We start from the raw sequence: 21,521 nt of genomic DNA, 5'->3' as shown, positions 1-21,521 counted from the left end.
CGATGACTGACAGCGATCGACATACCCGTTCGAACGCAACGCTTCTCATAGTTATCCTCATCGTCGGGTCGGTGCTACTGACGAGTCTCGTGACACCGGTCGCAGCTCACGCTTACCTGAGCGAGAGCGACCCCGCAAACGGCGAGCACGTCGACCCATTGCCCGATGAACTGACGCTTTACTTCTCCGGTGACGGCGTCGTCAACGCCGATATCACCCTCGAGAATCCCGACGGCGAGGTCGTCTCCGAGGAGTCGGAGATCGATCCCGACGACACGCAAATCGTTCGCGTGCCGATCGACGACGCGGCCGGTGACGATGGAATGTACACCGTCGAGTGGGAGGTGCTCGCCGACGACGGCCACACCACTGCCGGCTCGTTCTTCTTCGCCGTCGGCGACGAACCGCTCGATCGAGACGCCGTCCTCGAGGCCTACGAGGAAGACGAGACCGACGAGACGATCCCAGCGATCGAAGCCGGGGCGAAAGCGCTGTTGCTCGTCGGCGTCGTCGGGCTGCTCGGCATCCCGGCGGTCGCGATGCTCGCAGTCCGACCGGCCTTCGCTCGAGCGGACGCCGCCGCCCGATCGTCCGTCGACGAACGGATTGGCCGGCTCCTCGCCGGAGCCGCCGGCCTCACGCTCGTGGGCGCGGTCGTCCTCGGACTCACCAGAAGTACAGCACTCGGGCCACTCTCGCTCGAGACGATCTCTCAGTTCGTCGAGACGCCTCTCGGTGAGGCCTGGATCGTACAGGTCACGCTCGCCGCCGTCCTGGCGGGCCTCGTCACGGCGGCGGCTCGAGGACCCCTCGTGAAACGAGCGGTCCACGTCGTCGTGTTCGGGGGTGCACTTGCCGTCGCGGGGACGATCGCCTGGACGAGTCACTCAGCGACGGCAATCGACCAACTCGAGGGAGCTGTCGTCGACTTCGTCCACCTGCTCGGCGCTGGCCTCTGGGCGGGAGGGCTCGTCGTCCTCGCACTGGTCGTCGTCCCCGTGGTTCGAAACGCGGAATCGGACGACAGAGCGGACCTGCTCGCGCGAACGATCGGCCGGTTTTCGATCCTCGCGTTCGTCGGCGTCACGCTCGTGGTCGCGTCGGGATTCGTCCTCGCATCGTGGCACGTCCCGACCGCCGACGGTCTCACGGGAACGATCTACGGTCTCACGCTCGTGGCGAAACTCGTCCTCGCTGCTCTGGCTCTCGGGCTCGGCGGACTCTCGCGGTTCGTACTCCTCCCCCGGCTGGCGGCCGACCAGGGCCCCGAAACCGCCGACGGCCTCCGACCTGCGAGTACGGACGGCGGCACCGAGCGCTCGAGTCGTGACCGGTCGGTCTCGACGGTCGTCCGGTCCATCCGCCTCGAGGTCGCCCTGCTGGTCGTCGTCGTGGTGCTCTCGGGCGTGCTCACGTCCGCGCCGACAGCCGCGGTCGCCAGCGGCGACGACCTCGTCGAGTCGACCATCGAGTACGAGTACGACGACCATCTCGTCGAACTGTCGGCGTTTCCCGCCACCGAGGAGACGGCGGGCGACGCGCTCGTCCTCGAGGCGGACGAACCGATCGTCTTCAAGGTGGCGTTTCTCGAGGACGGTGGCGAGGCGGTTGCCTCCGACCAGCCGGTCCGTCTGCTCGCGAGTAGCGACGATGGAACTGAGTTCGAGGTCGAACTCGAGGAGACCGACGACGGCACGTACGCTGTCGTCCAACCGCTCGCCGACGAAGGCAGGTGGGAGTTTCGGATTACGGGAGCGCCTGACGGGTCGTACGTGAGCGAGTGGATCGATGCGGAGGTGGTTCCAGCTGACGAGCATGACCACGACACCCACGCGGACGCCGACGGTGGTGGTCACGACGACCACGCAGCGGGTCACGACACTCACGCGAAAGACCACGCGGATCACGGAGGCCCAGAGGAAGCGACAGCTTTCCAGACGCTCCTCCAGTTCGGTGCCGTCGTCACGGTGGTCGGCGGAGTCGTCGCAATCACGCTCGAGTCGTTACGGCTCCGCGGAGGACGGTTCGACCGAGAGTGACCGAGATACGGGAGGGCGATCGGGCCGATACAACCTGTCCGGTCGCGCCCAGCGGCGTCAGGGCGAGTTAGCCGGAGGCTCGAGCAGGTTGTCGACGAGTCGAGTGAATCGGTCGACGAGTCGGTCGGGGACCGTCGGCTCGACCACCGACAGCAGTCGACCGGTCCGGTCGGGGTTCGCGAGCCGGAGTGTAACTCGTTTTCGGTCGTCGTAGCGCTTCTCGACGATCTCGTGCTCGACGAGTCGGGAGAGGTGGTACTCGAGGGTACTCCTGGCGATGTCGAGTGCGTCGGCGACCGAATCCGGATCTGCGGGCTCGTGTTCGATCAGGTGGACGACGATTTCGCGGGTCGTCTCGCGACGAAACAACGCGAGGGCCGCTCGCTCCCACTCGTCGTACGAGGGCGGATAGTAGTGCGTTCGGCCGTAGAACTCGGCTCTGACGAGGTGATCGCCCTTGATCAGCCGCCGGACGTGATACTGGATCTGACCCGGCGCGAACTCGGATTCGCGGACGAGCTCGTTGAAGTGGATTCCGACGTTTTCCTGGACGTGTGCTTCGATCTGTCGTCGTGTCTCGTTCATTGGTATCGATCGCGTTTTCCGTTGATCGTCGCGGCGTACTCTGATCTAGTCGGTAGACGACGATAACGGGTTTCGATCGTTCCAGGGAACTGAGAACCGCCATATGACCCGTCCATTTCCGGAGCCCGAGCATTGCCGTGAGAGTGGCCGAGAGCCACAGCACTGGGGATGACCGAAGCACATACATGTCTCTCCAACCGACGTAGCATAGCGGAGATGAACCACACGAGCCCGTTCGAGATCGGGTGGCTCGATCCACAGCTCGCCCCCGTCCTCCTCGTCGTGATCATCCTCGCGGCTCTCGGGACGACGATTCTGTTTGCCTGCGGCGTCGTCGCCTACGCCCGGCGTGGATCGATGCGATATCTCCTGATCACGCTCGTTCTCGGCTTGCTCGCCGCTCGCTCGTTCGTCGGCCTCGGAACGGTGTTCGGTGTCGTCCCGATGACCGTCCATCACCTCGTCGAACACGGACTCGACTTCGCGATTGCCGTTCTGATCCTCTATGCTGTCTACCGAAGCGGCCCCGGATCGGGACGGAACACGATGGAGACCGACGGCGACTGATACGGTTTGCGATGACTGATTGCCGGTCCCCGATCGACCGGGACAGACACACTGCGGTCCGTACGATACGGTCTGTTGTGAGTCGGTATCGGTGGGGCCACACCCATTCTCCGGTCCCGAAACTGACGGAGAGCAGCCGTACCGATCACGACAGGTTCGCGAGCACGTCCTTGCCCTCGAGGTACGTAAACCCGTGACGGCGAGCGTACGCGCGAGCGTCGACGGGCGAGCGTTCTTCGCCAGTTTCACCGTCGAGCATCTCACAGACGACGACAGCGGGCGAGAGATCGGCTGCCTTCGCGAGCGCGATGCCGAGCTCGGTGTGACCTTCCCGCTGGGCCAGCAACTCGGGTGCGGCCTTCAGTAGATGGACGTGCCCAGGAACGCGAAACTCCTCGGCGAACGTGACATCGGTCGGAGAAGTGGCGGCCTCCCCCAGTGCTTGGATCGTTCGTGAACGGTCCTTGTCCGTGACACCTGTGTACGTATCACGGTGGTTGACCGTCAGCGAGAACGACGACCGTTCGTCGTAGCCGAGGTCGTGGTCGCTCGCGGCAGGGTGGTCGAGTTCCTCCGTCAGAAACGGGAGATCGAACGCCTCGGCGGTCTCGTGGTCGAGCGCCGCACAGATGAGCCCGCCGGCGTCGTTTCGCATCCGCGCGACCGCATCGGGTGTGACCGCGTCCGCGTGATAGATGAGGTCCGTCTCGCCCTCGCGGTCTGCGGCGTCGTGGACGAGGACGGGATCGCCCGCTCGAAGCGCCTCGAGTGCCTCCTCGAACGCGCTGTTGTCGACCGATGTCGAGACCTCCGGCTGCCCGTCCGTGTTCGGACGCGGTTCGGTCCAGTTGCCCGTCATCACCGATCACCAAGTGAAACCGTGACGTGATCGCCATCCTCGAGTTCGAGCGTCTCACGAAGTTTCTCCGGTGCGATCACCTCGAGTTGGTCGTCGTCGTGGTGGGTTCGCTCGGGGGAGATGACGTGTGCCGTCTCGTAGACGTCACCGTCGGCCGTCTCGACAGTCGCCGGGCGACAGACCGCGGGGCCGTACGTACGTTCGTCGTCTTCCCAGCCGTCGATCGGAATCGGCTCGAGCGAGGTGACGGCTCCTCGCCGACGAACGCTCTCTTCGTCGAGGTCGACGTTGAGTGTACCAGGGAACGGTTCGTAGCCGAGTCGCTCGGCGAACTGGCGCTTGTACCCTGGAAGCGAGATGTAGTGGCGTCCTTCCCCCATTCCGCTGGTCACGAATCCATCGAGGTCGACGGTCGAGTCGGTCTCGAACAGTCGTCGATAATCCTCGTACTCCGCGTGGAGTGTGCGTTCGCCCTCGTCGGTGATCTCTACCCACTGGCCGTCGCTGACCGTCTCTCGAACGACGAGATCGGCGCTCTCGAGACGCCGAAGTCGACGCGAGGCGGTCTGGTTCGATGCCTCGAGTCGGTCAGCGAGATGGGAACACGAGAGTTTGACGTCCCCCTCGAGTGCACCCTCGAGGGCAAGAAGTTTGAGAACGGCGAGTTCGTCGAAGCCGACGTCGGACCCCGTTGACACGGACATACGTACCCGTTTGAGATCAGCTCCCAAAAGCGTATTGGAAATGGAATGGATAACGATTTTGTGATGGGGTTCGGCCGGCGAGCTATCTCGGCTATCGAAGTATCGAGGGAAAAAGTCATCGGTGCCCGGATCTCTCGGGTTCGTCGGCGCTGGTTCCGAACTCGCGGCTAATGGCGTCGTCGATGCGGGCGACGTGATCGGGATCGAACGTGAAAAACCCGTCCCAGACCCTGGGTTCGGTCTCCACCGAAACCAGTGCAGCCCCGTCCGTGCTGGCACCATCCGGCGGACGATACACGACGAACCACGAGTCCCGATAGGCCGGTCCAGTCCCGGCGTGGACCGTCGCCGAATCGACGGTCGGTCGATCGCCGTCGTCGACGCCGTAGATGTGGACGTCGACGTCGGTTTCCGCGAGTCGTCTGTAGGCTCGTCGGGTCCCGATCTCGTCGTCGATTCGCGAGAGCTGTTGGAACGCCGACCGGATCGTCCCGGAGTCGCCCTGCCAGGCTTCCTGTTCGATGTACCGTGAAATGAGGATCAACAGGAGCTTCTCCCTGTGTGCGAGCGGATACCCCCGCAAGCGGAGTCGACTATCCGCCAGACCGCTCAACACATCGGGTAGATCGACCTCGCCGAGACCGCGTGCGCCGGTCGCGAACAGATCCGAGTTGATCGCGAGAATCGACTCGTAGAGATCCATCATCGGCGACGCCGCGACCGGTACGCCCTCCTCGAGCAACACGGCCGTCGTCCCGTCGGACTCGACGCCCGTCGCGACGGTAGGGTCGAGTTCGCCTCCGGCGAGGTCATCGACGTCGAATTCGGTTCCGTCGCCAGCGCCGCTGGTGTTCGAGGCGTCGTCGGTCGTCTCGACGGAGATGCCAGCGTCGTCGAAAGCATCAGCGAGCAACGGTGTGAGCGGGCCCGCCGTATCGTCGCCGACGACCGCGATCGTGTGGTCGGCGTTGCCGACCTCGTCGATCAGCGAACGCAAGATCACGTTCGGCGGTAGGTCGTCACGACGCATAACTGTTCTCGCCGTCGACGATCAGTCGCCGGTGACGGCCTCGCGTTCCCAGAACTCGCTGTCTTTTTTCAGCTTTGGGACCCACGTATCGGCTGTCTTCGAGAGCAAGGCGACTCGAGAGGCGGGGACCTCCTTGCACTCGGTAAACTCTGGCATGTACTCCTGGATCGATTCCGCGAACTCGACGACCTCGTCGTGGTCGGGCATCGACGACCGATCCAGCCGCCCGCGGGAGTGACCGACGTGCATGTACGCTTTCAGTTCGACGAAGTCGGGATCGGCCTGCTGGTAGAACCCGGCGTACCAGTCGGGATGGTGCATGTTCTCGCCTTTGACCAGCGTGGTTCGGAGAACCGTCCTGGTCTCGTCTTTCTCGGCGAGGACGTCCATCGTCTCGAGCAGGCGATCCCAGGCATCGTCCTCCATCGCCTTGACGACCTGATCGAAGGTGTGTCGTTCGGGTGCGTCGACGCTGACGTAGAGCTGGGTCGGATCGCACTCGCGCAACACCTCCGGACGGGTACCGTTGGAGACCAGAAACGTCGTGATGCCCCGGTCGTGGAAGGCCTCGATCAGTTCGGGAAGGTAGGGGTAGAGCGTCGGCTCCCCGTCGAGCGAGATGGCGACGTGGCGTGGCTCCATCGACTCCTCGAAGACCTCGCGGGGGACCTCCTCGTTGCCGCCAAAGCCCGAGAGGAGTTTCTTCTGGAGGGAAATCGAGGCGTCGACGACGGCCTCGGGGTCGTCCCACTCGACGTCGTCCATCTCGTAGGCGTGACCGTTGTGATCGCGCCAGCAGAAGACACAGCGCTCGTTGCACCGCACCACGGGCGTCATCTGGATGCAGCGGTGTGACTCGATGCCGTAGTAGATGTTCTTGTAGCACTTGCCCTCCCCGCGCAGGGCGTTTGCGGTCCAGCCGCAGGTCTGGGCCGCCGTGTGATTCTCGCTGTGGTAGTCCGGACTCGAGACCTGGGCCGGGCCGCCGTCGTCGCCCCCGTCGGCGTCCGTCCCCGCCCCTGTCGGGGAGTCGCCGGTGTCGGCGGAGTCGCTCATGATACCGTCGGTTCGAGTGGGGCGGACAAAAGCCGTGTGGTGTCCGGCTCCGAAGGCCGACCGACTCTCGGCCGGCTCGATCACTCCTCGGAGCCGTCGTCCCCTCGAGACGATCCGGAGCGCGACGGCGCCTCCGGGCTGTGGGTGCCGTCGACCGAGCGATGTGGGAGCTGTCCGGGTTCGGCCGGCTCGTCATCCTCGGTGACGACCTCCCGCTCGAACGTGTAGAGGACCAGCCCCGTGTTCGCGGTCATGATGATGCCCGTCGTCGGGACCGTCGCGAACAGGGACATCGAGACGCCGACCAGGACAGGGACCGCGGCGACGGCGGCCCACACCTGCGGCCGCGAGATTCCCGTTCGGATCGCGTCCCAGCGGACGATGACGAAGACGGCAACCGTCGCGACAGCCCCGAAAACGACGATCGCCGGCGACTCCACGACCATACGTGCGAATCGGGGCGACCGCGACAAAAGCGTTCCGCGACCGACGCCCGCCCGCTGTGATACGGTTTACCGTCAGTCGGTACCGACGAACCCGCAGACAGGTCACGGGTTCGGCGGTAAATCATTCCAGGCGATCGTATGCGGGCTCCGCCAGTGGCGGTCCGATTCGGATCCGACGACGGCAGTCACCACTCGCTTCGAACGACCAATCGTTCGAAAGTAAATACTTTTGTCCCGTATCGGGATCTAGTCCAGCATGTTCGATGGCATCGGTTCGATCGGCGACGTCAACGCAGTTCGCAGTCCGAACGCGATCCAGTACGGGATGGGGGCGACGGCGAAACTCGAGGGCTACGTCACCGACGAGGACCTCGAGTCGGCGCTCGTCGTCACCGACGAGGGCGTCCTCGAGGCTGGTGCGGCCGATCCCGTCTTCGACGCGCTCGAGGCGGCTGGTGTCGAGGTGACGACCTACGACGGCGTCCAGCCGGAGCCGAAACTGCACCTCGCGGAAGCGGCTGCCGACGAGCTGACGCGGGCTGACGCCGACGTCGTGGTCGGCGTCGGCGGCGGCTCGAGTATGGACACCGCGAAACTGGCGTCCGCGCTGGCCGTCCACGACGTGCCGGTTCGCGAACTGCTCGGCATGGGGAACGTTCCCGGCCCAGGCTTGCCGACGGTCCTGGTTCCGACGACGGCCGGCACCGGTAGCGAGGTGACTCACATCGGCGTCTTCGCCGACGGGGAGGACGACGGCAACAAGAAGGTCGTCTACTCCGAGCACCTCTACGCCGACCTGGCGCTGGTCGACCCCGAACTGACCCGCTCGCTGCCGCCCCAGGTCGCGGCTGCGACCGGCATGGACGCACTCTCCCACGCCGTCGAGGCCTACACGTCGACGCTACGGACGCCCTACACCGACGCACTCGCCCGTCGTGCGATCGAGTTGATCGGCGAGAACTTCCGGGAAGCGGTCCATCAGGGCGAGCACAACGACGAGGCCCGCTACGGGATGAGCCTGGCCGCGATGCTCGCCGGGCAGGCGTTCGTCAACTCCGGGCTCGGGGCCGTCCACGCGCTCACCTACCCGCTCGGAACCGAGTGCGGACTCGGCCACGGGCTCGCGAACGGCGTCCTCCTGCCCCACGTTATACGGTACAACGTCCCCGCGGAACCCGACCGCTTCGCCGATATCGCGACGCTGCTTGGGGTTCCCGAGCGTGCGGACGAATCGACCCTCGAGCGCGCCCGCCGAAGCGTCGACGCCGTCTGCGACCTCAACGACGACGTCGGGATCCCGAACCGGATTCGCGACGTCGAGGGGGGTGACGTCGACCGCTCGCAGTTCGACGCCTTCGCGGAGATTGCACTCGAACACTCCCGGCACAACGTCGATCGGAACCCGCGGCGGATGACGAAAGACGATATCGTGGACGTCTTCGAGACGGCGTACTGACGGCAATCAGCCGAGCGTCAGCGACAGGACCCCGACCGCGAGCGCCGAGGTGACGATCGAGAGCGGAACCCCGAGGAGCAACAGCGTTCGAACCGGGACGCGGACGTTCTCGTCGGAGGCCGCCTCGAGCGCCAGTAGCGTCGCGGCGGAGGCGATCGGCGTCGCGTTCCCGGCGAGCGTGCTCACCGCGGCCAGCAACAACCAGTCGGCGGTCGCCTCGGCGGGGAGGCCGGCGGCGAGCAAGACCACGGTAGGGACGTTGCTCACCAGATTCGAGAGGACGAACGCACCGGCGGCGAGCTGTGTTCCGCCGCCGATCGACTCGACTGCCTCGAGCAGGGCAGTCCCGTCGAGGCCGGCGACGAGCGCGAACAGCCCGGCGAACAGGACGAGCACGCTCCAGTCGACCTCCGCGAAGATCTCGTCGCCGGCGACCCGGCGAAAGCCCTGGAGCCACGCGAGGTGGACGACGGCGGTTGAGGCCGCGATCGTTCCCGCGCCGACGCCGGGGAAGACGAGCAACGCGAGAAAGGTCCCGGCAACGAAGCAGATGCTGGTCCCGGCCCAGACGCGGTCGAACTCGGCGGCGTCGGGGACGACGAGCACGCCGTCGCTCGGCGTGATCGGGAGGAGAAACAGCGCGGCGACGACCAGGCAGACGGCCGCGACGGGGGCGAGTGCGACGACGAACTCGAGCGTCGTGAGGTCGCTCTCGGCCAGGATGAACGCGTTCTGTGGGTTTCCGAGCGGGGTCGCGACGCTGCCGATATTCGCGCCGAAGATGACGGCCAGAACGGGGGCGACCGGGTCCGCGTCTCCCCTGTCGGCCGCGACGATGAGAATCGGGGTGAGCAACAACACCGTCGCGTCGTTGAGCGCGAACGCGCTGAGTACCGCCGAGAGGGCGAGCGCGCCGAGGGTCAGCCGCCGAGGCGTCCGCGCGAGCCCAACCAGACGTGTGGCCGTCCACTCGTAGAATCCCGAGCGGGCGAGCGCGACGACGTGGACCAGCATGCCGAACAACAGGAGCAGCGTCTGGACGCTCATCGCCTCGAGCGCCCGCGCTGGCGTGACGATCCCCAGGGCGAGCAAGACCACGGTCCCGGTGGCCGCGGTCACCGACCGCGAGAGCGGGTAGCGCCCGATTCGTCTCACGAACAGCAAAGCGAAGGTGGCGAGAACGACGAACGTCGCGACGAGACCGCCACCGAACTCGATCACGACCGATGCACTGTTGCCGTCACGTATAGCTGTACTGACTGCTCACGGCGTCGCCTACGCCGCCGTCCTTCGACCCCCGTCGAGCGACGATTTGTCGGGGGCCACTCGAAGATCGCCCCGGCCGTCGATCGAACGACGCTCACTCTCCGGTACGAACCCGCTCGAGAACCGAAAGCGTACCGTCGGCGTGGATCTCCTCGAGCAGTTCGTCGGCGGCCGCTTTCGCGTCCTCGTCGGCGTTCGCGACGGCAAAACTTCGGCCGGCGACCCGGAACGTCGGGACATCGTTGATCGAGTCACCGACGGCGACGGCGTCGGCGAGGTCGAACCCGATGTGGTCGGCGATCCGCTCGACACCGTCGCCCTTGTTCGGCGTCGTATCCTTGACGTGGTAGGCGTAGCCGGTGTCGATCACCTCGAGGCCGAACTCGGCGGCGATCTCGCGAAGCGGCTCGAGCGGCTGTTCGCGGTTGACGGCGATTTCGGTCTCACGCCAGCGGTTGACGGTGTCCTCTTCGCCCCAGCCCAGCGAGTAGCCCGCCGCGCGGTAGGCCTCGGCGACGGCTCGAGGCGCCTCGCGGTCGGCGGTGACGAAGATGTCGTCGCCGGTATAGACGACGCCGCCGTTTTCGGCGACGACGAGTTCGGGGATCGCGGCGAAGTGACAGAGCGCGATCGGGTACGGAAACGCCTTCCCGGTGGCGACGACGACCGGGGCGTCCCACTCGCGCAGCGGATCGAAGATCCGGGGGTCGATCCCCCAGGCGTCGGGGCGGGTCAACGTGCCGTCGATGTCGAGAAGCAGCGGCGGGTCGGCCGTCATACCACGACGTAGGCGTTCCGTCGTCTAAAGCGGTCGGATCGAAAGCAGGTCGCTCCCGTCGCCAGCGAGTGAGCGACCCCTCCTCACGCCGGCGTCTGCGTGCTAGCTCTGATGAGCTGGATCAGAACGGAGGCAAACCGTGATCCGGAGCTCCAGATCGCCGTCTCGCCGCCATCGTCGTCGACGACGCTGAGCAGGATTCCGTCGTCGTCGACGATAACGATCCGACCGGACCGCTGGTCGTCGCCGTGGTGGTCCGGCGGCAGTTCACACTCGACGCCCTCGAGCGATTCGAGCCGTTCTCTGACCGCGCCAGTCCGGCTGACGGCGAGAACCGAAACGCCCGCCGTGGCTCGATTCCGGAGGGTCGCCTCGATCTCGTCGGTGACGAGCGCCGGTAGTCGGGTCCCGAAGACGATCCGGTCCTCGGCGCTCGAGAGGAGATCGACGACCCGGTCGTCGACTCGGTCGCGGCCTCGGACCGTCCAGATGTCCTCCTGGGTCTCCTCACCGACCGACTCCTCGCTCACTCGATCGACGTAGTCGAACGCACGTTCGCGTTCGTGCTCGAACCGTTTCTCGAGCGTTTCTCGGGCTTCCTCGACGCTGACCGGCCGGTAGCGGATCGGGTTCGATTGCTGGACCTCGAGCAAGCCACGTTCCTCGAGGCTCTCGGCGACGCTGTAGACCTGTGAGCGAGGGACGTCGGTGATCCGAGCGACGTCCCGTGCGGTGCCTGAGCCGAGGCGGTGGAGCGCGATGAACACCTTCGCTTCGTAGCTGGTGAGCCCCAGGCGCTCGAAGGCGTCGACGGCTTCGGTCTCGTCCGTGCTCATTCTCCACCTCCGTCGTCGGGGCGGCTCCGGCCCCCACTGTCGACATCTCCGCCTGCCGTCGCCCCGTCGGTTCCGTTCGTTTCGGTCGCGTCCGCAGGGTTCTCCTCACCGCCGTCGCGATCGACGTCTTCGGGCATCCCGCCATCACTCGCCGTCGGCGTTGGCCGACGCAGCGGCCGGACGTCGAAGGACACGTCGGGACCGAAGTACCGGGTCCAGAGGACCAACAGCGTCGGGAGGACGATGACGCTCGCGAGGAACGCGTACGTGATCGTCAACGCCGTGATGATCCCGAACTGCTCGAGCACCGGGAGGATGGCGAACGCGAGTGTGCCGAAGCCGCCGACGGTCGTCGCCGCGCTTCCGAGGAGCGCGCCGCCGGTGCCGGTAACCGTCGTCTCGAGGGCCGACCAGACGTTGCCCTGGCGCTCGAGTTCGAGGGTGTACCGGGAGCTGACGTGAATGCTGTATGCGACCCCGAGGCCGATCGTGAGGCTGGTGATCATCCCCGTCAGGACGTTAAAGGGCATCCCGATGAGGTACATCGTCCCGAGAATCCAGCTGACGGCGAACGCGACTGGCAACAACGTCACGACGCCGAGCGTCGCGCTGTTTCCAGTCAACCGGTAGGCTACCGTGAGGAACGTAAACACCGCGACGAGCGTGATCAACAGGCTCTGGAGAACGGTGTCGAGCAGATCTTGTTCGACGATGTAGCTGACGATCGGATCGCCGGTCGCGATAGCACTGACGCCGTCCCCATCGGCGAGGATCACCGTCTCGCCGTCTTCGTCGGTCCCATCTCCCTCGCCGTCCGCCCTATCGTCGCCCTGGCCACTTCCATCCCCACCCTCGAGTCCGCGGTCGTCGCCGACGCCGGCGTCGTCGATCGTCGCCGCGATGGTGCGCATCTCTTCCGTCGTCTGGTCGAACGGCGCGTCGCCCTCGACGGCGACGATCATGCGGGCGGCGTCGTACGTCCCGTCGTCGCTCCGGTAGAGGACCTGGCTCGCTTCGTCCTCGTCGATCTCGAAGAGTTCGTCGTACAGCTCCGTGACGTTCTCGTCGGGGACGCCGTCGCCCGTCGTATCGGCGGCCTCGAACGATTCGTTGAACGATTCGTTCCGTGCAGCGGTGTCTTCCATCACGGATAACGGCCCCTGGACGTCGGCCTCGCCACTCGCCAGCGTGTACGCGACGTCGCTGTCCGCGGCGTCGTTCTGGGCAGTCTCGAGTCGTTCCAGGACGTCCCCGTCGGCCACGTCGCCTTCGACGAGGATCTGTGCCTGGACGTCGTCGCGCTGGAAGTTTTCGTTGACGTAGTCGAGATCGCCAGCGGCCTGGTACTCGCCAGGTGCCATCCCGCCAGGAAGAGACTCGGTCCACGCCGGCGGACTCTCCGCGAGGAAATCCTCCTCGTCGAAGCTGGTGTCGACCTGGCTCGCGCCGTAGACGCCGCCGGCGGTCACGAGGAGGACGACGAGCAACAACACGAGCGGTGCCCGCCTGGCCGCGACTGCACCCACGGAGAGGACGTCACCCAGCCGTCCGCCCCCGGTACCGAACGCGCGCTTGCGGCGGTCGAAACCCCGGGCCTCGAGCGCCGAGTCGATCTCGACTTTCGCCGCCGGAATCAGCCCGCCGAAGACGACCAGCGCCGCGAGGATACCGAACGCGCTCACGACGCCGAACTCCTGGATCGGGCCGATCGGACTGATCAGGTTCGCGAGAAATCCGATCGCGGTCGTCGCGGTGACCCAGACGAGCGCGATACCGACTCCCGCGAGCGCGACGGCCATCGATCCGCGGACGGTGCTCGAGTCGGTGACGTCCGGATCCTCCGTTCGCTCGTCCGAGACCCGTGGCGTCTCGCGTTGCTCACGGGTCGGTTCACTCCCCGTTTGCTCGTCCGAGACCCGTGGCGTCTCGCGTTGCTCTCGATACCGCATGAAAACGTGAATCGCGTAGTCGATCGAGAGCCCGATCAGCAGAACGGGAATCGCGATCATCATCTGGTTGAACGCGATCCCCGTCCAGCCCATGAAGCCGAACGTCCAGACCAGGACCGTGACGATGCCGACGACCCCGAGGACGATGTCGAGCGGGTCACGGTAGGCGATCAGGAGTGCGGCGACGACGAACGCGAGCGCGAGCGGTCCGACGATCGCCAGACTGTCGCCCATCGAGCGGTCGATCTCGTCGGTGATGATGCCGACGCCGAAGACGATCTGCTCGTGTTCGTGGCCGGCCGCAAGTTCTTGGAGATCGAGTTGGGTCTCGAGGACGTCCTCGTCGACGGCACCCGTCTCGACGTCGGCGTCGCCGATCTCCTGAGTGACGAACGTCATCCGCGCGTCAGCCTCGGTCGATCCCGGATCGTAGTCGGAGGGCATGAACCCGAGGGCGGCTCCCTGGTTCTCGTCGTCGTCCGACAGCGCGCCCTCGAGCGCCTCTTCGAACTCGTCGTCGTCGATCTCGGAGAGTGCCTCGATCTGCTCGTCGAGCGTCGGCCCGTCGTCGTCCTCGAGGTCGTCTTGCATCTCCTCGAGTTCCTCGGCGTCCTCACCGAGCCGTTCGTACTCCTCCTCGAGTTGCTCGCTATCTTCCTCGAGTTCCGCGGAGTCCTCCTCGAGTTGCTCGCTGTCTTCCTCGAGTTGTTCGCTGTCTTCCTCGAGTTGATCTCGTTCCCCTTCGAGTTCGTCGGCCGCCTCCTCGAGTTGTTCGTACTCTTCTTCGAGAATACCCATCGTCGCGCCGAGGTAGACTTCCTCGAGCGCCTCGGAGTGTTCCTCGTACTCGGGAACCTCCTCGGGGTCGTCGGTCGTCTGTTCGATCGCGAACCGATCGGACTCGATCGCGCGCGCCTGCTGGGCGAGCTCCTCGTACTCGGCAGCCTGCTCGTCGTCGAGGCCCACGGTCGCCTCCGCGATCGTCTCCTCGAACTCCGACTCGAGTTCTGAAGCGCCGAGCTGGTACTCCGGATCGGTCTCGTCGTAGGCCGCGGCCAGCTGCTCGTACTCGCGCTGGATGCCGATCGACGCGTCGATACCGTCCTCGAGTCGCTCGCTCGTCTCCTCGAGTTCCGACTCGCGTTCCTCGAGTTCCGCGCCCCGCTCTTCGAGTTCGACACCACGTTCCTCGAGTTCCGCACCACGCTCTTCGAGTTCGGCGCCACGTTCTTCGAGTTCTTCGCCGCGTTCCTCGAGTTCCTCGCTCGTCTCGTTCAACTCCGTCTCGCGTTCCTCGATGTCGTCGGCGAGTTCCTCGAGTTCGGCGACCTGCTCGTTGGTGATCGCCGTCATCGCGATGACGTTCTCGACGCCGGTGATCGCGTCGTCCTCGACGAGCGTCTCGTTTATCGACTCGTTCGCCCTGATCTCCTCCTGGAACTCGAGGGACTCGAGCAGTGATTCCCGCGTCAGAACGTTCTCGCCGTCGCCGCGGGTGATCACCTGCACGCTGGTCGTCTCCTCCTCGTCGTCGACGCCGAAGTTCTCGTCGATCGCTTCCATCGCTTCGCCCTCGGGAGAGTCGCTCTCGAACTGCTCGAGCGAAGAGTCGTCGTCGACCATCGACGCGCCGGCGCCGACCAGCGCCGTCGTGAGCAAGAGTACAACGAGAACGATGCGCGCGTTGGAGGTGACGAACTTCGCGATCCGATCCGCCGCGCTCATTCGATCTCCTCCGTCGACTCGAGATAGACAGCTTCGAGGACCATGCTGTTGTTACGATCCTAAAAACACGCCCGCTTATACGTGTTTCCAGTATTATATTATCGTGAACGTCACGACTACTGATACACACTCCTGTCCCTGGAACACTAATTGTGGCCCAATATTGTCCTCCCATCATACCTGACACACTCCAAACCAGTTCAATATTCGACAACTACACTTCATAGGGACTGTTGTAAGTCGTTATCGGCGAAACCACAGGCGGATCGTGGTTTCACCGGTAAATCGTTACAACAATCCCATCGATCCGCTACTGGGTGGCCCGACTCGAGACGTGGGCCGTCCGTCTCATCCAAACGTGAACGGTAGACGGCCGACAATACGAGAGACCAGTCGTGTCGAAAAGGGCTACGAATCGGAAGACGAAATGGGGCAAAGCGGCGTGATCCGCGGGCCCTGATCGACTACATCGACCGCTGCCTCGATTTCGAAAACCGTCGCGAGCAACTCCTCGGTGACGATCTCGGTTGGCGTTCCGTATCCGTGGATCTCGCCGTCGTCGAGGGCGACGATTCTGTCGGCGTGACGTGCGGCCTGTTCGATGTCGTGGAGTACGACGACGACCGTAATATCGCTCTCGTCGCGCAACGTCTCGACGATCTCCATCACCTGGAGTTGGTGATGGAGGTCGAGAAACGTCGTCGGCTCGTCCAACAGCAAGACGTCAGTGTCCTGGGCGAGGACCATCGCAATCCACGCAAGCTGTTTCTGACCCCCGCTCAAGCTCCCGAGTTCGCGCTCGCGGAGATGACCACACCCCGCGAGTTCGATCGCACGGTGGACCGCCCGGTGGTCCGACTCGGTGACGTGATCGAAAAACCCGCGATGAGGATATCGCCCGTGATAGACGAGTTCCTCGACGGTGATGCTCTCGGGAGAGGTGCTCTCCTGTGAAAGCAAGCCGAGCCGCCGGGCGAGTTCTTTCGTCCCTAGTTCGTGGACATCTCGGCCCTCGAGTAGTACCGTCCCGTCTCGAGGAGCGAGTTGATCGGCCAGCCCTTTCAACAGCGTGCTCTTTCCCGACCCGTTCGGCCCCACGAGCGCCGTCACGACCCCGAGTTCGACGGCGAGCGATTCGCCGCCGATCACCGGCTCGTCGCTCCCGGGGTACGCCAACGTGAGGTCCTCACCGACGAGAATCGGCTCCGACCGCGGACACGACCGGGTAACGCGACTCGTATCCGACTCCCGGCCGGCGTGACTCGACTCGGACTCGCGGACGGCCTGACGTGTGTCGGCCGTTCGGCTAGCCTGACCCGCGTCGTTCTTTCGAGTTGCTCCGCTGGATTCGTTCGTCGATTCGTTCGCGGTCATATCTCACCGAGATTTGATTTCTTGCGCATCAGGTACAGGAAGTACGTGCCGCCGACGAGCCCGGTGACGATGCCGACGGGGATCTGGACGGGGTTGAGTGCGAGTCGTGCGCCGACGTCGGCGGCGACCATCAGCGCCGGACCGACGAACACGCAGCCGACGATCAGCTGCTTGTAATCGCTTCCCACCACGTTGCGGACGATGTGGGGAACGATTAGCCCGACGAAGCTGACGATGCCCGCCACTGCGATGCTGGCCGCCGCTGCGAGGACGGCGACGCCGGAAAGCGCAAAGCGGACTTTCTCGATCGACATTCCGAGGGACTTCGCCGTCTCCTCGCCGAGCAAGAGGACGTTACACTGACGCGACCCGACGAGTGCCAGCCCCACGGCGACAACTGTCCACGGCAACGCGAGACGGACCTGTTGCCAGTCGGTGCCGGTGAGCGAGCCGGTCGTCCACGCGATCGCAGACTGGACGATTCCGACATCGTCGGCGAAGAAAAACAGTGCGGTCTGCAACGACCCCAACACCGTTCCGACGATGACGCCCGCGAGCACCAGCCGGACCGGGTTCGTCCCGCCTTTCCAGGCGATCGCGTAGACGATTAGAAAGGCGACCGCGCCGCCCGTCGCGGCGATCAGCGGTAGAAACGCCGTCAGACTGCCGAACACCACGAGCGTGAGCAGAATCATCAGACCCGCCCCGGAGGAGACGCCGAGAATGAACGGACTCGCGAGTTCGTTTCTGGTCACGGCCTGGAAGATCGCCCCCGAAACCGCGAGGTTCATTCCGACGATGACCGCGACGAACACCCGGGGCAAGCGGACGTTCCAGGCGATGAGACTCCGCTCGTGCATGTCGGGCACCTCGCCTCCGAGCAGGAAGGCGTTCCACGCCTGCGTGTTGAACACCACGTCGGGATTCAACACCGCCCGCCAGGCCTCGCTGGGAGTCATCGAGTACGCGCCAAAGCTCACCTGAACCAGCCCGCCAAGGACGACGACGAGCGTGCTCGCGAGCACGACCGTCACCAGCCCCGGGTCGAACAGCCAGCCGAGCCGGCGGATGTCGGCGGTCGGTCCCGTCGCTGCCGATCCAGCGACGCCGGGTTCGTCGCCGCTCACGAGAAATTCACGGCGGCGAAGCCGAGCTCATCGACAGAGATGTCCGTCGGTGGGGAACCAGCGAATCCCATTCCTAGAACTCCCCGTTGATGATGTCCGCGACGCGCTGACGGTCGAACAGCCGTTCGTCCTCGGGTGGCGCTTCCATCCCCGTCGGCTCGCCGAAGACGTCGGGATAGAGGCTCTTCGCGAGCGCCTCGGTCTGGAACGTGTTGAGGATGGGGCCCTGTTCCATCTCGTGCCACGGATAGACGCGGCCGTTCTGGACGGCCGTCACCTCGCTCGCGACGGGATCGCTCTCGAGCGGTTCGATCACATCGGCCCCCCAGTCACGCCCCTCCCGACGGATGACGCCGTCGAGCCCGTTGTGGTAGACGATCACCTCGGGGTCGTACTCGAGCATCAACTCGAGGTCGGCCGTGAGGCGGTAGTCGTCGTCGGGGTAGACGCCCGCGAACGCGTCGTGGTCGGGTACGCCGAGGTCGCGCAACGTCTGCGTCTGCGTCCCCGGCAACGCCGGGTTGAACACGTCGATACCGCTGGCAGCGTCGAAGTCGTCGAAGTTCAGATACCCCACGGTGGGACGCTCTTCGACGGGTGGGAGTTCGGCCCGAATCTCCTCGAGCATCTCCGCGTGAAGATCCCGGAACGCTTCACCTCGCTCCTGGACCTGAAACACTTGGGCCGCCTCGTCGTAGACCTCCCAGAGATCGTAGTGTGGGTGGTCGTCAGTGAACTGGGGTCGGCGAATCCAGCTCCCGATAAATGGGGCGACGTTCGCTTCGAGTTCGTCGACGTCGTCCCAGTCGAGCGCGAAGTAGTTCTCCGCCGTGTAGGGATCGATCAGGTGTAGATCGAGGCCGAGTTCGTAGAAGACCTCGACGTCGGCGTCACCCTCTTCCTGGAGAGCGAACGTCCCGTCTCGGTCGAACTCGACGCCCGGCAGCTGCTCGAGATAGCCGACCGGGAACCGTCCGGGGAAAGCGGCCGCGGCCACGCCGTCGGCCTGTCCCAGCGAGATTGCGATATCCACCCAGGACTGGTGGTACACCGCGAACTCCGCGGGCGGTTCGTCGAACTCGACACAGCTCGCGGGCTCCATACAGACTTCGTACGCGTCGTCCGTCCCGTCGGTTTCGGTACTGGCGTCGCCGGTATCACTGAGACAACCTGCTAGCGCCCCGATCGCTGTCCCCCCACCGAGGCGAGCGAAGGTTCGTCGTGAAACGATCGATGAATCGCGTCGATCCGATTTCGAACTCATCACCCGCCCCTTTCCGGAGCACCGTAATGTATTTTACTAAGCTAATTTATAGTTTAGACTAGTCTAATTCCTTGATCTGTCGCCGGCGGATGGGAACGAACGGCTGGTGATCACTCAGGACGTGGTCGTCGACGAGTGCACCCGGCGTTACAGCGCGAAGGTCAGTTTCCGAAGGTTTTTGCCCGAGAACGGCGGATTCGAATCAGAATGGGGGTTCCGGCAGGCCGATACGAGGAATGCCAGGACGCTCGACGACCTGATTGGTGGGATCGTCACGGGACCCCAGTCCGGGATGGACGTCAACGAATACGTCGGCCCCGAGACTGGTGTAGCAAGGGGATAAGCCTCGAGGGGCGTGACTCGAGGAAGATGTAATCCAGATCGGAGGTGACTCGAACCCGACCCGTCAACGAGCGAAATCGGGGGTGATAGCACCCGTGAGGCGGGATGTGGGCTCCGATCGCAGTCGAACTCGAGTCCCGGATCGTCTAGACGCCCTGGCTCATCAGGTAACTGCGCAACACGTCCGCCTCCTTGTTCCCGGTCGCGGTGTTGACGAGGACGACCGTCTCGTCGCCGTCGAACTCGCCGCGCTCGGCGAGTTCCCACGCACCGCCGGCCGCCGCCGCGGCGCTCGGGGTCATCTCGAGACCCTCGTGTTGGGCCACCGTCACGCCCGCCTCGAGGACGTCCTGGTCGTCGGTCGCGACCGCGCCGCCGCCGGTCTCGGAGATTGCCTCGAGTACCCTCCCCCCGGCGACAGGATCGGGTACCTCGATCCCGCCACAGATCGTGTCGGGCGTCTCGACCGGTTCCGTATCGGCGGCCCCCGACTCGAACGCGTCGACGATCGGCGCACAACCCTCGGCCTGGGCGGCGTACAGCGACGGCCGGTCGTCGACCAGTCCGAGCGTCTGCAACTCCGTCGCCGCCTTGGCGCCGCCGACCAGCGCGACCCCGCCGCCGGTCGGGTAGACGACCGCGTCGGGCACCGCCCACTCGAGTTGTTCGACGATCTCGAACAGCGTCGTCTTCTCACCCTCGTGGCGGTACGGCGTCGAAAACGCCTGCAGTGACCGCCACTCGTCGTGTTCCGCGAGGCCTTCCTCGAAGGCACCGACGGCGTCGTCGTAGCGCCCGCCGACGACGTTCATGTCGCCGCCGTGGACGTTCACCATCGCCTTGTTCGAGAAGCCAGAGCGCGAGGGGAGGTAGACGTGGGACTCGAGGCCCGCGCGGCCGGCGTAGGCCGCCGCGGACTGCCCGCCGTCGCCCGTCGACGCGAGTGCGACGTCGGTCCCGCCGCGTCCGGCGACGGCCGTGACCGCCACCGACTGGCCGCGGTCCCGGATCGTTCCCGTTGGATTCCGCCCTTCGTCTTTGATCAGCAGCCGGCCGACGCCGAGTTCCTCGGCGAGGGTCGGACACTCGACCAGCGGCGTCGCCCCCTCGTCGGTCGTAACGGCCGTTTCCCTGAGGAAGGGGAGCAGTTCCTCGTAGCGCCACATCGAGTCGAACGACCGCGACTCGAGATCCGCCCGCTCGAGGTCGATCGCGTCGTAGTCGTAACTCGGCTCGAGAATCCCCCCGCAGTCCGGACACCGGTTCGTTTCGTCGGCGTCGTACGTCGCGTCGCAGTCGACGCACTCGAGGCCAACGAACGCGTCAGTCGTTGCCAGTTCCATACGCGATTGTTCGCGGCCCCAGACTAATGACTGTCCATCGGGCCGGAGTAGTACGCCGAGCGCAACAAAAAGCAAGTTCAAATCGCGAGTCGTTCGGCCGCTGCCCCGTCCGACCGATCATCGGCACCAAACGACAGCAATCCGCATCAGGCGGGCGATGTCCGTCCCGGTTCGAGGTCGGAGATACCGATGTGTGCGACCAGCTCCGAAATAACTGGAGGAAGACGTTGCAGAGAAGGGTCCATTGCCGGATCGAGGACAGCATCCCCGACAGTGACGGTAACCACCTTGCCCTCACTTCCAGCCGCTACAATCTCGAATCGAAACTGACGGTCCCGTTCGTCGATCGTTTCGACCCAGATCTTCGAGAGCCCGGTGGCATTTTGCCATTTTTCGACGTTAATGACGACGAGTTCGCCAGCTGGAGACACGCACCTCGAGTCGCACGACGGGCATCGACCCGGGTGTGGATTCGATCCAAGATACCCGTACTGGCATCCGCACTCGTAGCATCGAAGCCGTGGCGATTCGGTATCCGTTCCGTGTTTCATGTGTATCTCGCTCTCGAGATCCGTGTTCCCAGCAACTTCCCGCTGGAGTTCCTATCCGACCGTCGGTTCAGCCGCTTTCTACGGTGTGAGTTCCGTTTACTCATATCGACCGCTTAGCCGAGGCTTCCCTCCATCTCGAGTTCGATCAAGCGATTCAGTTCGACCGCGTACTCGATGGGCAGCTCCTCCGTGATCGGCTCGATGAAGCCGGCGACGATCATCTT

The 21,521-nt window shown here is 64.9% G+C and carries 19 protein-coding genes; 4 read left to right on the top strand and 15 right to left on the bottom strand.

Translation table 11 applies throughout. The features are described 5' to 3' along the window. The first annotated feature begins 2 nt into the window (after positions 1-2). Entirely contained in the window at positions 3-2,039 is a 2,037-nt protein-coding gene (locus FYC77_RS15385) for a copper resistance CopC/CopD family protein (protein WP_149082385.1), read from the top strand. 57 nt (positions 2,040-2,096) lie between these two features. Here the strand turns inward: FYC77_RS15385 and FYC77_RS15380 are convergent, their stop codons facing one another. Next, a complete protein-coding gene (locus tag FYC77_RS15380; RefSeq protein ID WP_149082384.1) occupies positions 2,097-2,624 on the bottom strand; it encodes a winged helix-turn-helix transcriptional regulator in 528 nt (175 codons plus the stop codon). Positions 2,625-2,840: 216 nt separating this feature from the next. Here FYC77_RS15380 and FYC77_RS15375 point away from each other — a divergent pair, with 216 nt between their 5' ends. Then, complete coding sequence (locus tag FYC77_RS15375) at positions 2,841-3,191, top strand: DUF7471 family protein (protein ID WP_149082383.1); 351 nt, start codon at positions 2,841-2,843, stop codon at positions 3,189-3,191. 145 nt (positions 3,192-3,336) lie between these two features. Here the strand turns inward: FYC77_RS15375 and ribB are convergent, their stop codons facing one another. The 5 genes from ribB to FYC77_RS15350 all read right to left on the bottom strand — a co-directional run bounded on the left by ribB (position 3,337) and on the right by FYC77_RS15350 (position 7,286). Further along, complete coding sequence (gene ribB, locus FYC77_RS15370) at positions 3,337-4,050, bottom strand: 3,4-dihydroxy-2-butanone-4-phosphate synthase (protein ID WP_149082382.1); 714 nt, start codon at positions 4,048-4,050, stop codon at positions 3,337-3,339. Then, entirely contained in the window at positions 4,050-4,754 is a 705-nt protein-coding gene (locus tag FYC77_RS15365; RefSeq protein ID WP_149082381.1) for a DUF120 domain-containing protein, read from the bottom strand. Before FYC77_RS15365 ends, ribB begins: the two co-directional genes overlap by 1 nt. Positions 4,755-4,869: 115 nt before the next feature. Beyond that, the gene (locus FYC77_RS15360; protein WP_149082380.1) at positions 4,870-5,757 is read right to left on the bottom strand and encodes a DICT sensory domain-containing protein; all 888 of its coding nucleotides are present in this window, start codon (positions 5,755-5,757) and stop codon (positions 4,870-4,872) included. A 48-nt stretch (positions 5,758-5,805) separates the two neighbouring features. Then, a complete protein-coding gene (gene twy1, locus FYC77_RS15355; RefSeq protein WP_149082379.1) occupies positions 5,806-6,840 on the bottom strand; it encodes a 4-demethylwyosine synthase TYW1 in 1,035 nt (344 codons plus the stop codon). 80 nt (positions 6,841-6,920) lie between these two features. Then, on the bottom strand, positions 6,921-7,286 hold the full coding sequence (locus FYC77_RS15350; RefSeq protein WP_238386980.1) for a hypothetical protein: 366 nt from the start codon (positions 7,284-7,286) through the stop codon (positions 6,921-6,923). A 256-nt stretch (positions 7,287-7,542) separates the two neighbouring features. On the opposite strand from FYC77_RS15350, the gene FYC77_RS15345 reads away from it, so the two are divergent. Further along, positions 7,543-8,742: an iron-containing alcohol dehydrogenase gene (locus tag FYC77_RS15345; protein WP_149082378.1), complete on the top strand. Its 1,200-nt coding sequence runs from the start codon at positions 7,543-7,545 to the stop codon at positions 8,740-8,742. A 6-nt stretch (positions 8,743-8,748) separates the two neighbouring features. On the opposite strand, the gene FYC77_RS15340 is transcribed toward FYC77_RS15345, so the two are convergent. From FYC77_RS15340 to FYC77_RS15310, 7 genes are all read right to left on the bottom strand, one after another. Continuing rightward, positions 8,749-9,963 carry an ArsB/NhaD family transporter gene (locus tag FYC77_RS15340; protein ID WP_238386978.1) on the bottom strand — a complete coding sequence of 405 codons (1,215 nt, stop codon included), beginning with the start codon at positions 9,961-9,963 and terminating at the stop codon, positions 8,749-8,751. Positions 9,964-10,102: 139 nt separating this feature from the next. After that, complete coding sequence (locus FYC77_RS15335) at positions 10,103-10,786, bottom strand: HAD-IIB family hydrolase (RefSeq protein WP_149082377.1); 684 nt, start codon at positions 10,784-10,786, stop codon at positions 10,103-10,105. An 83-nt stretch (positions 10,787-10,869) separates the two neighbouring features. Continuing rightward, positions 10,870-11,622 carry a TrmB family transcriptional regulator gene (locus FYC77_RS15330; RefSeq protein ID WP_149082376.1) on the bottom strand — a complete coding sequence of 251 codons (753 nt, stop codon included), beginning with the start codon at positions 11,620-11,622 and terminating at the stop codon, positions 10,870-10,872. After that, positions 11,619-15,296: an MMPL family transporter gene (locus tag FYC77_RS15325; RefSeq protein ID WP_149082375.1), complete on the bottom strand. Its 3,678-nt coding sequence runs from the start codon at positions 15,294-15,296 to the stop codon at positions 11,619-11,621. Before FYC77_RS15325 ends, FYC77_RS15330 begins: the two co-directional genes overlap by 4 nt. 408 nt (positions 15,297-15,704) lie before the next feature. Continuing rightward, the gene (locus FYC77_RS15320) at positions 15,705-16,670 is read right to left on the bottom strand and encodes an ABC transporter ATP-binding protein (protein ID WP_149082374.1); all 966 of its coding nucleotides are present in this window, start codon (positions 16,668-16,670) and stop codon (positions 15,705-15,707) included. Continuing rightward, a complete protein-coding gene (locus FYC77_RS15315; protein WP_238386985.1) occupies positions 16,667-17,740 on the bottom strand; it encodes a FecCD family ABC transporter permease in 1,074 nt (357 codons plus the stop codon). Before FYC77_RS15315 ends, FYC77_RS15320 begins: the two co-directional genes overlap by 4 nt. A 130-nt stretch (positions 17,741-17,870) precedes the next feature. Further along, positions 17,871-19,061 (bottom strand): ABC transporter substrate-binding protein, encoded by a 1,191-nt coding sequence (locus tag FYC77_RS15310; protein WP_149082372.1) that lies wholly within the window; start codon positions 19,059-19,061, stop codon positions 17,871-17,873. Positions 19,062-19,167: 106 nt separating this feature from the next. Between FYC77_RS15310 and FYC77_RS15305 the strand changes: the two genes are divergently transcribed. After that, positions 19,168-19,404 carry a hypothetical protein gene (locus tag FYC77_RS15305; protein ID WP_162354542.1) on the top strand — a complete coding sequence of 79 codons (237 nt, stop codon included), beginning with the start codon at positions 19,168-19,170 and terminating at the stop codon, positions 19,402-19,404. A 145-nt stretch (positions 19,405-19,549) separates the two neighbouring features. Here FYC77_RS15305 and FYC77_RS15300 read toward each other — a convergent pair whose 3' ends face one another. Beyond that, positions 19,550-20,740, bottom strand: a complete 1,191-nt coding sequence (locus FYC77_RS15300) for a threonine synthase (protein WP_149082423.1) — start codon at positions 20,738-20,740, stop codon at positions 19,550-19,552. 152 nt (positions 20,741-20,892) lie between these two features. Continuing rightward, complete coding sequence (locus tag FYC77_RS15295; RefSeq protein WP_149082370.1) at positions 20,893-21,297, bottom strand: hypothetical protein; 405 nt, start codon at positions 21,295-21,297, stop codon at positions 20,893-20,895. Between the last annotated feature and the right edge of the window lie 224 nt (positions 21,298-21,521).

Origin of the sequence: Natrialba swarupiae (genome assembly GCF_008245225.1) — an archaeon.
In the GTDB taxonomy this organism is placed as follows: Archaea; Halobacteriota; Halobacteria; order Halobacteriales; family Natrialbaceae; genus Natrarchaeobius; species Natrarchaeobius swarupiae.
This window is presented reverse-complemented; position numbering and strand designations above follow the sequence as displayed.

What these genes read in the sequence shown, in the direction of transcription:
- FYC77_RS15385 (WP_149082385.1), top strand. Translation starts at nt 3, where the DNA reads ATGACTGACAGCGATCGACATACCCGTTCGAACGCAACGCTTCTCATA.
- FYC77_RS15380 (WP_149082384.1), bottom strand. Translation starts at nt 2,624, where the DNA reads ATGAACGAGACACGACGACAGATCGAAGCACACGTCCAGGAAAACGTC.
- FYC77_RS15375 (WP_149082383.1), top strand. Translation starts at nt 2,841, where the DNA reads ATGAACCACACGAGCCCGTTCGAGATCGGGTGGCTCGATCCACAGCTC.
- ribB (WP_149082382.1), bottom strand. Translation starts at nt 4,050, where the DNA reads ATGACGGGCAACTGGACCGAACCGCGTCCGAACACGGACGGGCAGCCG.
- FYC77_RS15365 (WP_149082381.1), bottom strand. Translation starts at nt 4,754, where the DNA reads ATGTCCGTGTCAACGGGGTCCGACGTCGGCTTCGACGAACTCGCCGTT.
- twy1 (WP_149082379.1), bottom strand. Translation starts at nt 6,840, where the DNA reads ATGAGCGACTCCGCCGACACCGGCGACTCCCCGACAGGGGCGGGGACG.
- FYC77_RS15350 (WP_238386980.1), bottom strand. Translation starts at nt 7,286, where the DNA reads ATGGTCGTGGAGTCGCCGGCGATCGTCGTTTTCGGGGCTGTCGCGACG.
- FYC77_RS15345 (WP_149082378.1), top strand. Translation starts at nt 7,543, where the DNA reads ATGTTCGATGGCATCGGTTCGATCGGCGACGTCAACGCAGTTCGCAGT.
- FYC77_RS15335 (WP_149082377.1), bottom strand. Translation starts at nt 10,786, where the DNA reads ATGACGGCCGACCCGCCGCTGCTTCTCGACATCGACGGCACGTTGACC.
- FYC77_RS15330 (WP_149082376.1), bottom strand. Translation starts at nt 11,622, where the DNA reads ATGAGCACGGACGAGACCGAAGCCGTCGACGCCTTCGAGCGCCTGGGG.
- FYC77_RS15325 (WP_149082375.1), bottom strand. Translation starts at nt 15,296, where the DNA reads ATGAGCGCGGCGGATCGGATCGCGAAGTTCGTCACCTCCAACGCGCGC.
- FYC77_RS15320 (WP_149082374.1), bottom strand. Translation starts at nt 16,670, where the DNA reads ATGACCGCGAACGAATCGACGAACGAATCCAGCGGAGCAACTCGAAAG.
- FYC77_RS15310 (WP_149082372.1), bottom strand. Translation starts at nt 19,061, where the DNA reads ATGAGTTCGAAATCGGATCGACGCGATTCATCGATCGTTTCACGACGA.
- FYC77_RS15295 (WP_149082370.1), bottom strand. Translation starts at nt 21,297, where the DNA reads ATGAAACACGGAACGGATACCGAATCGCCACGGCTTCGATGCTACGAG.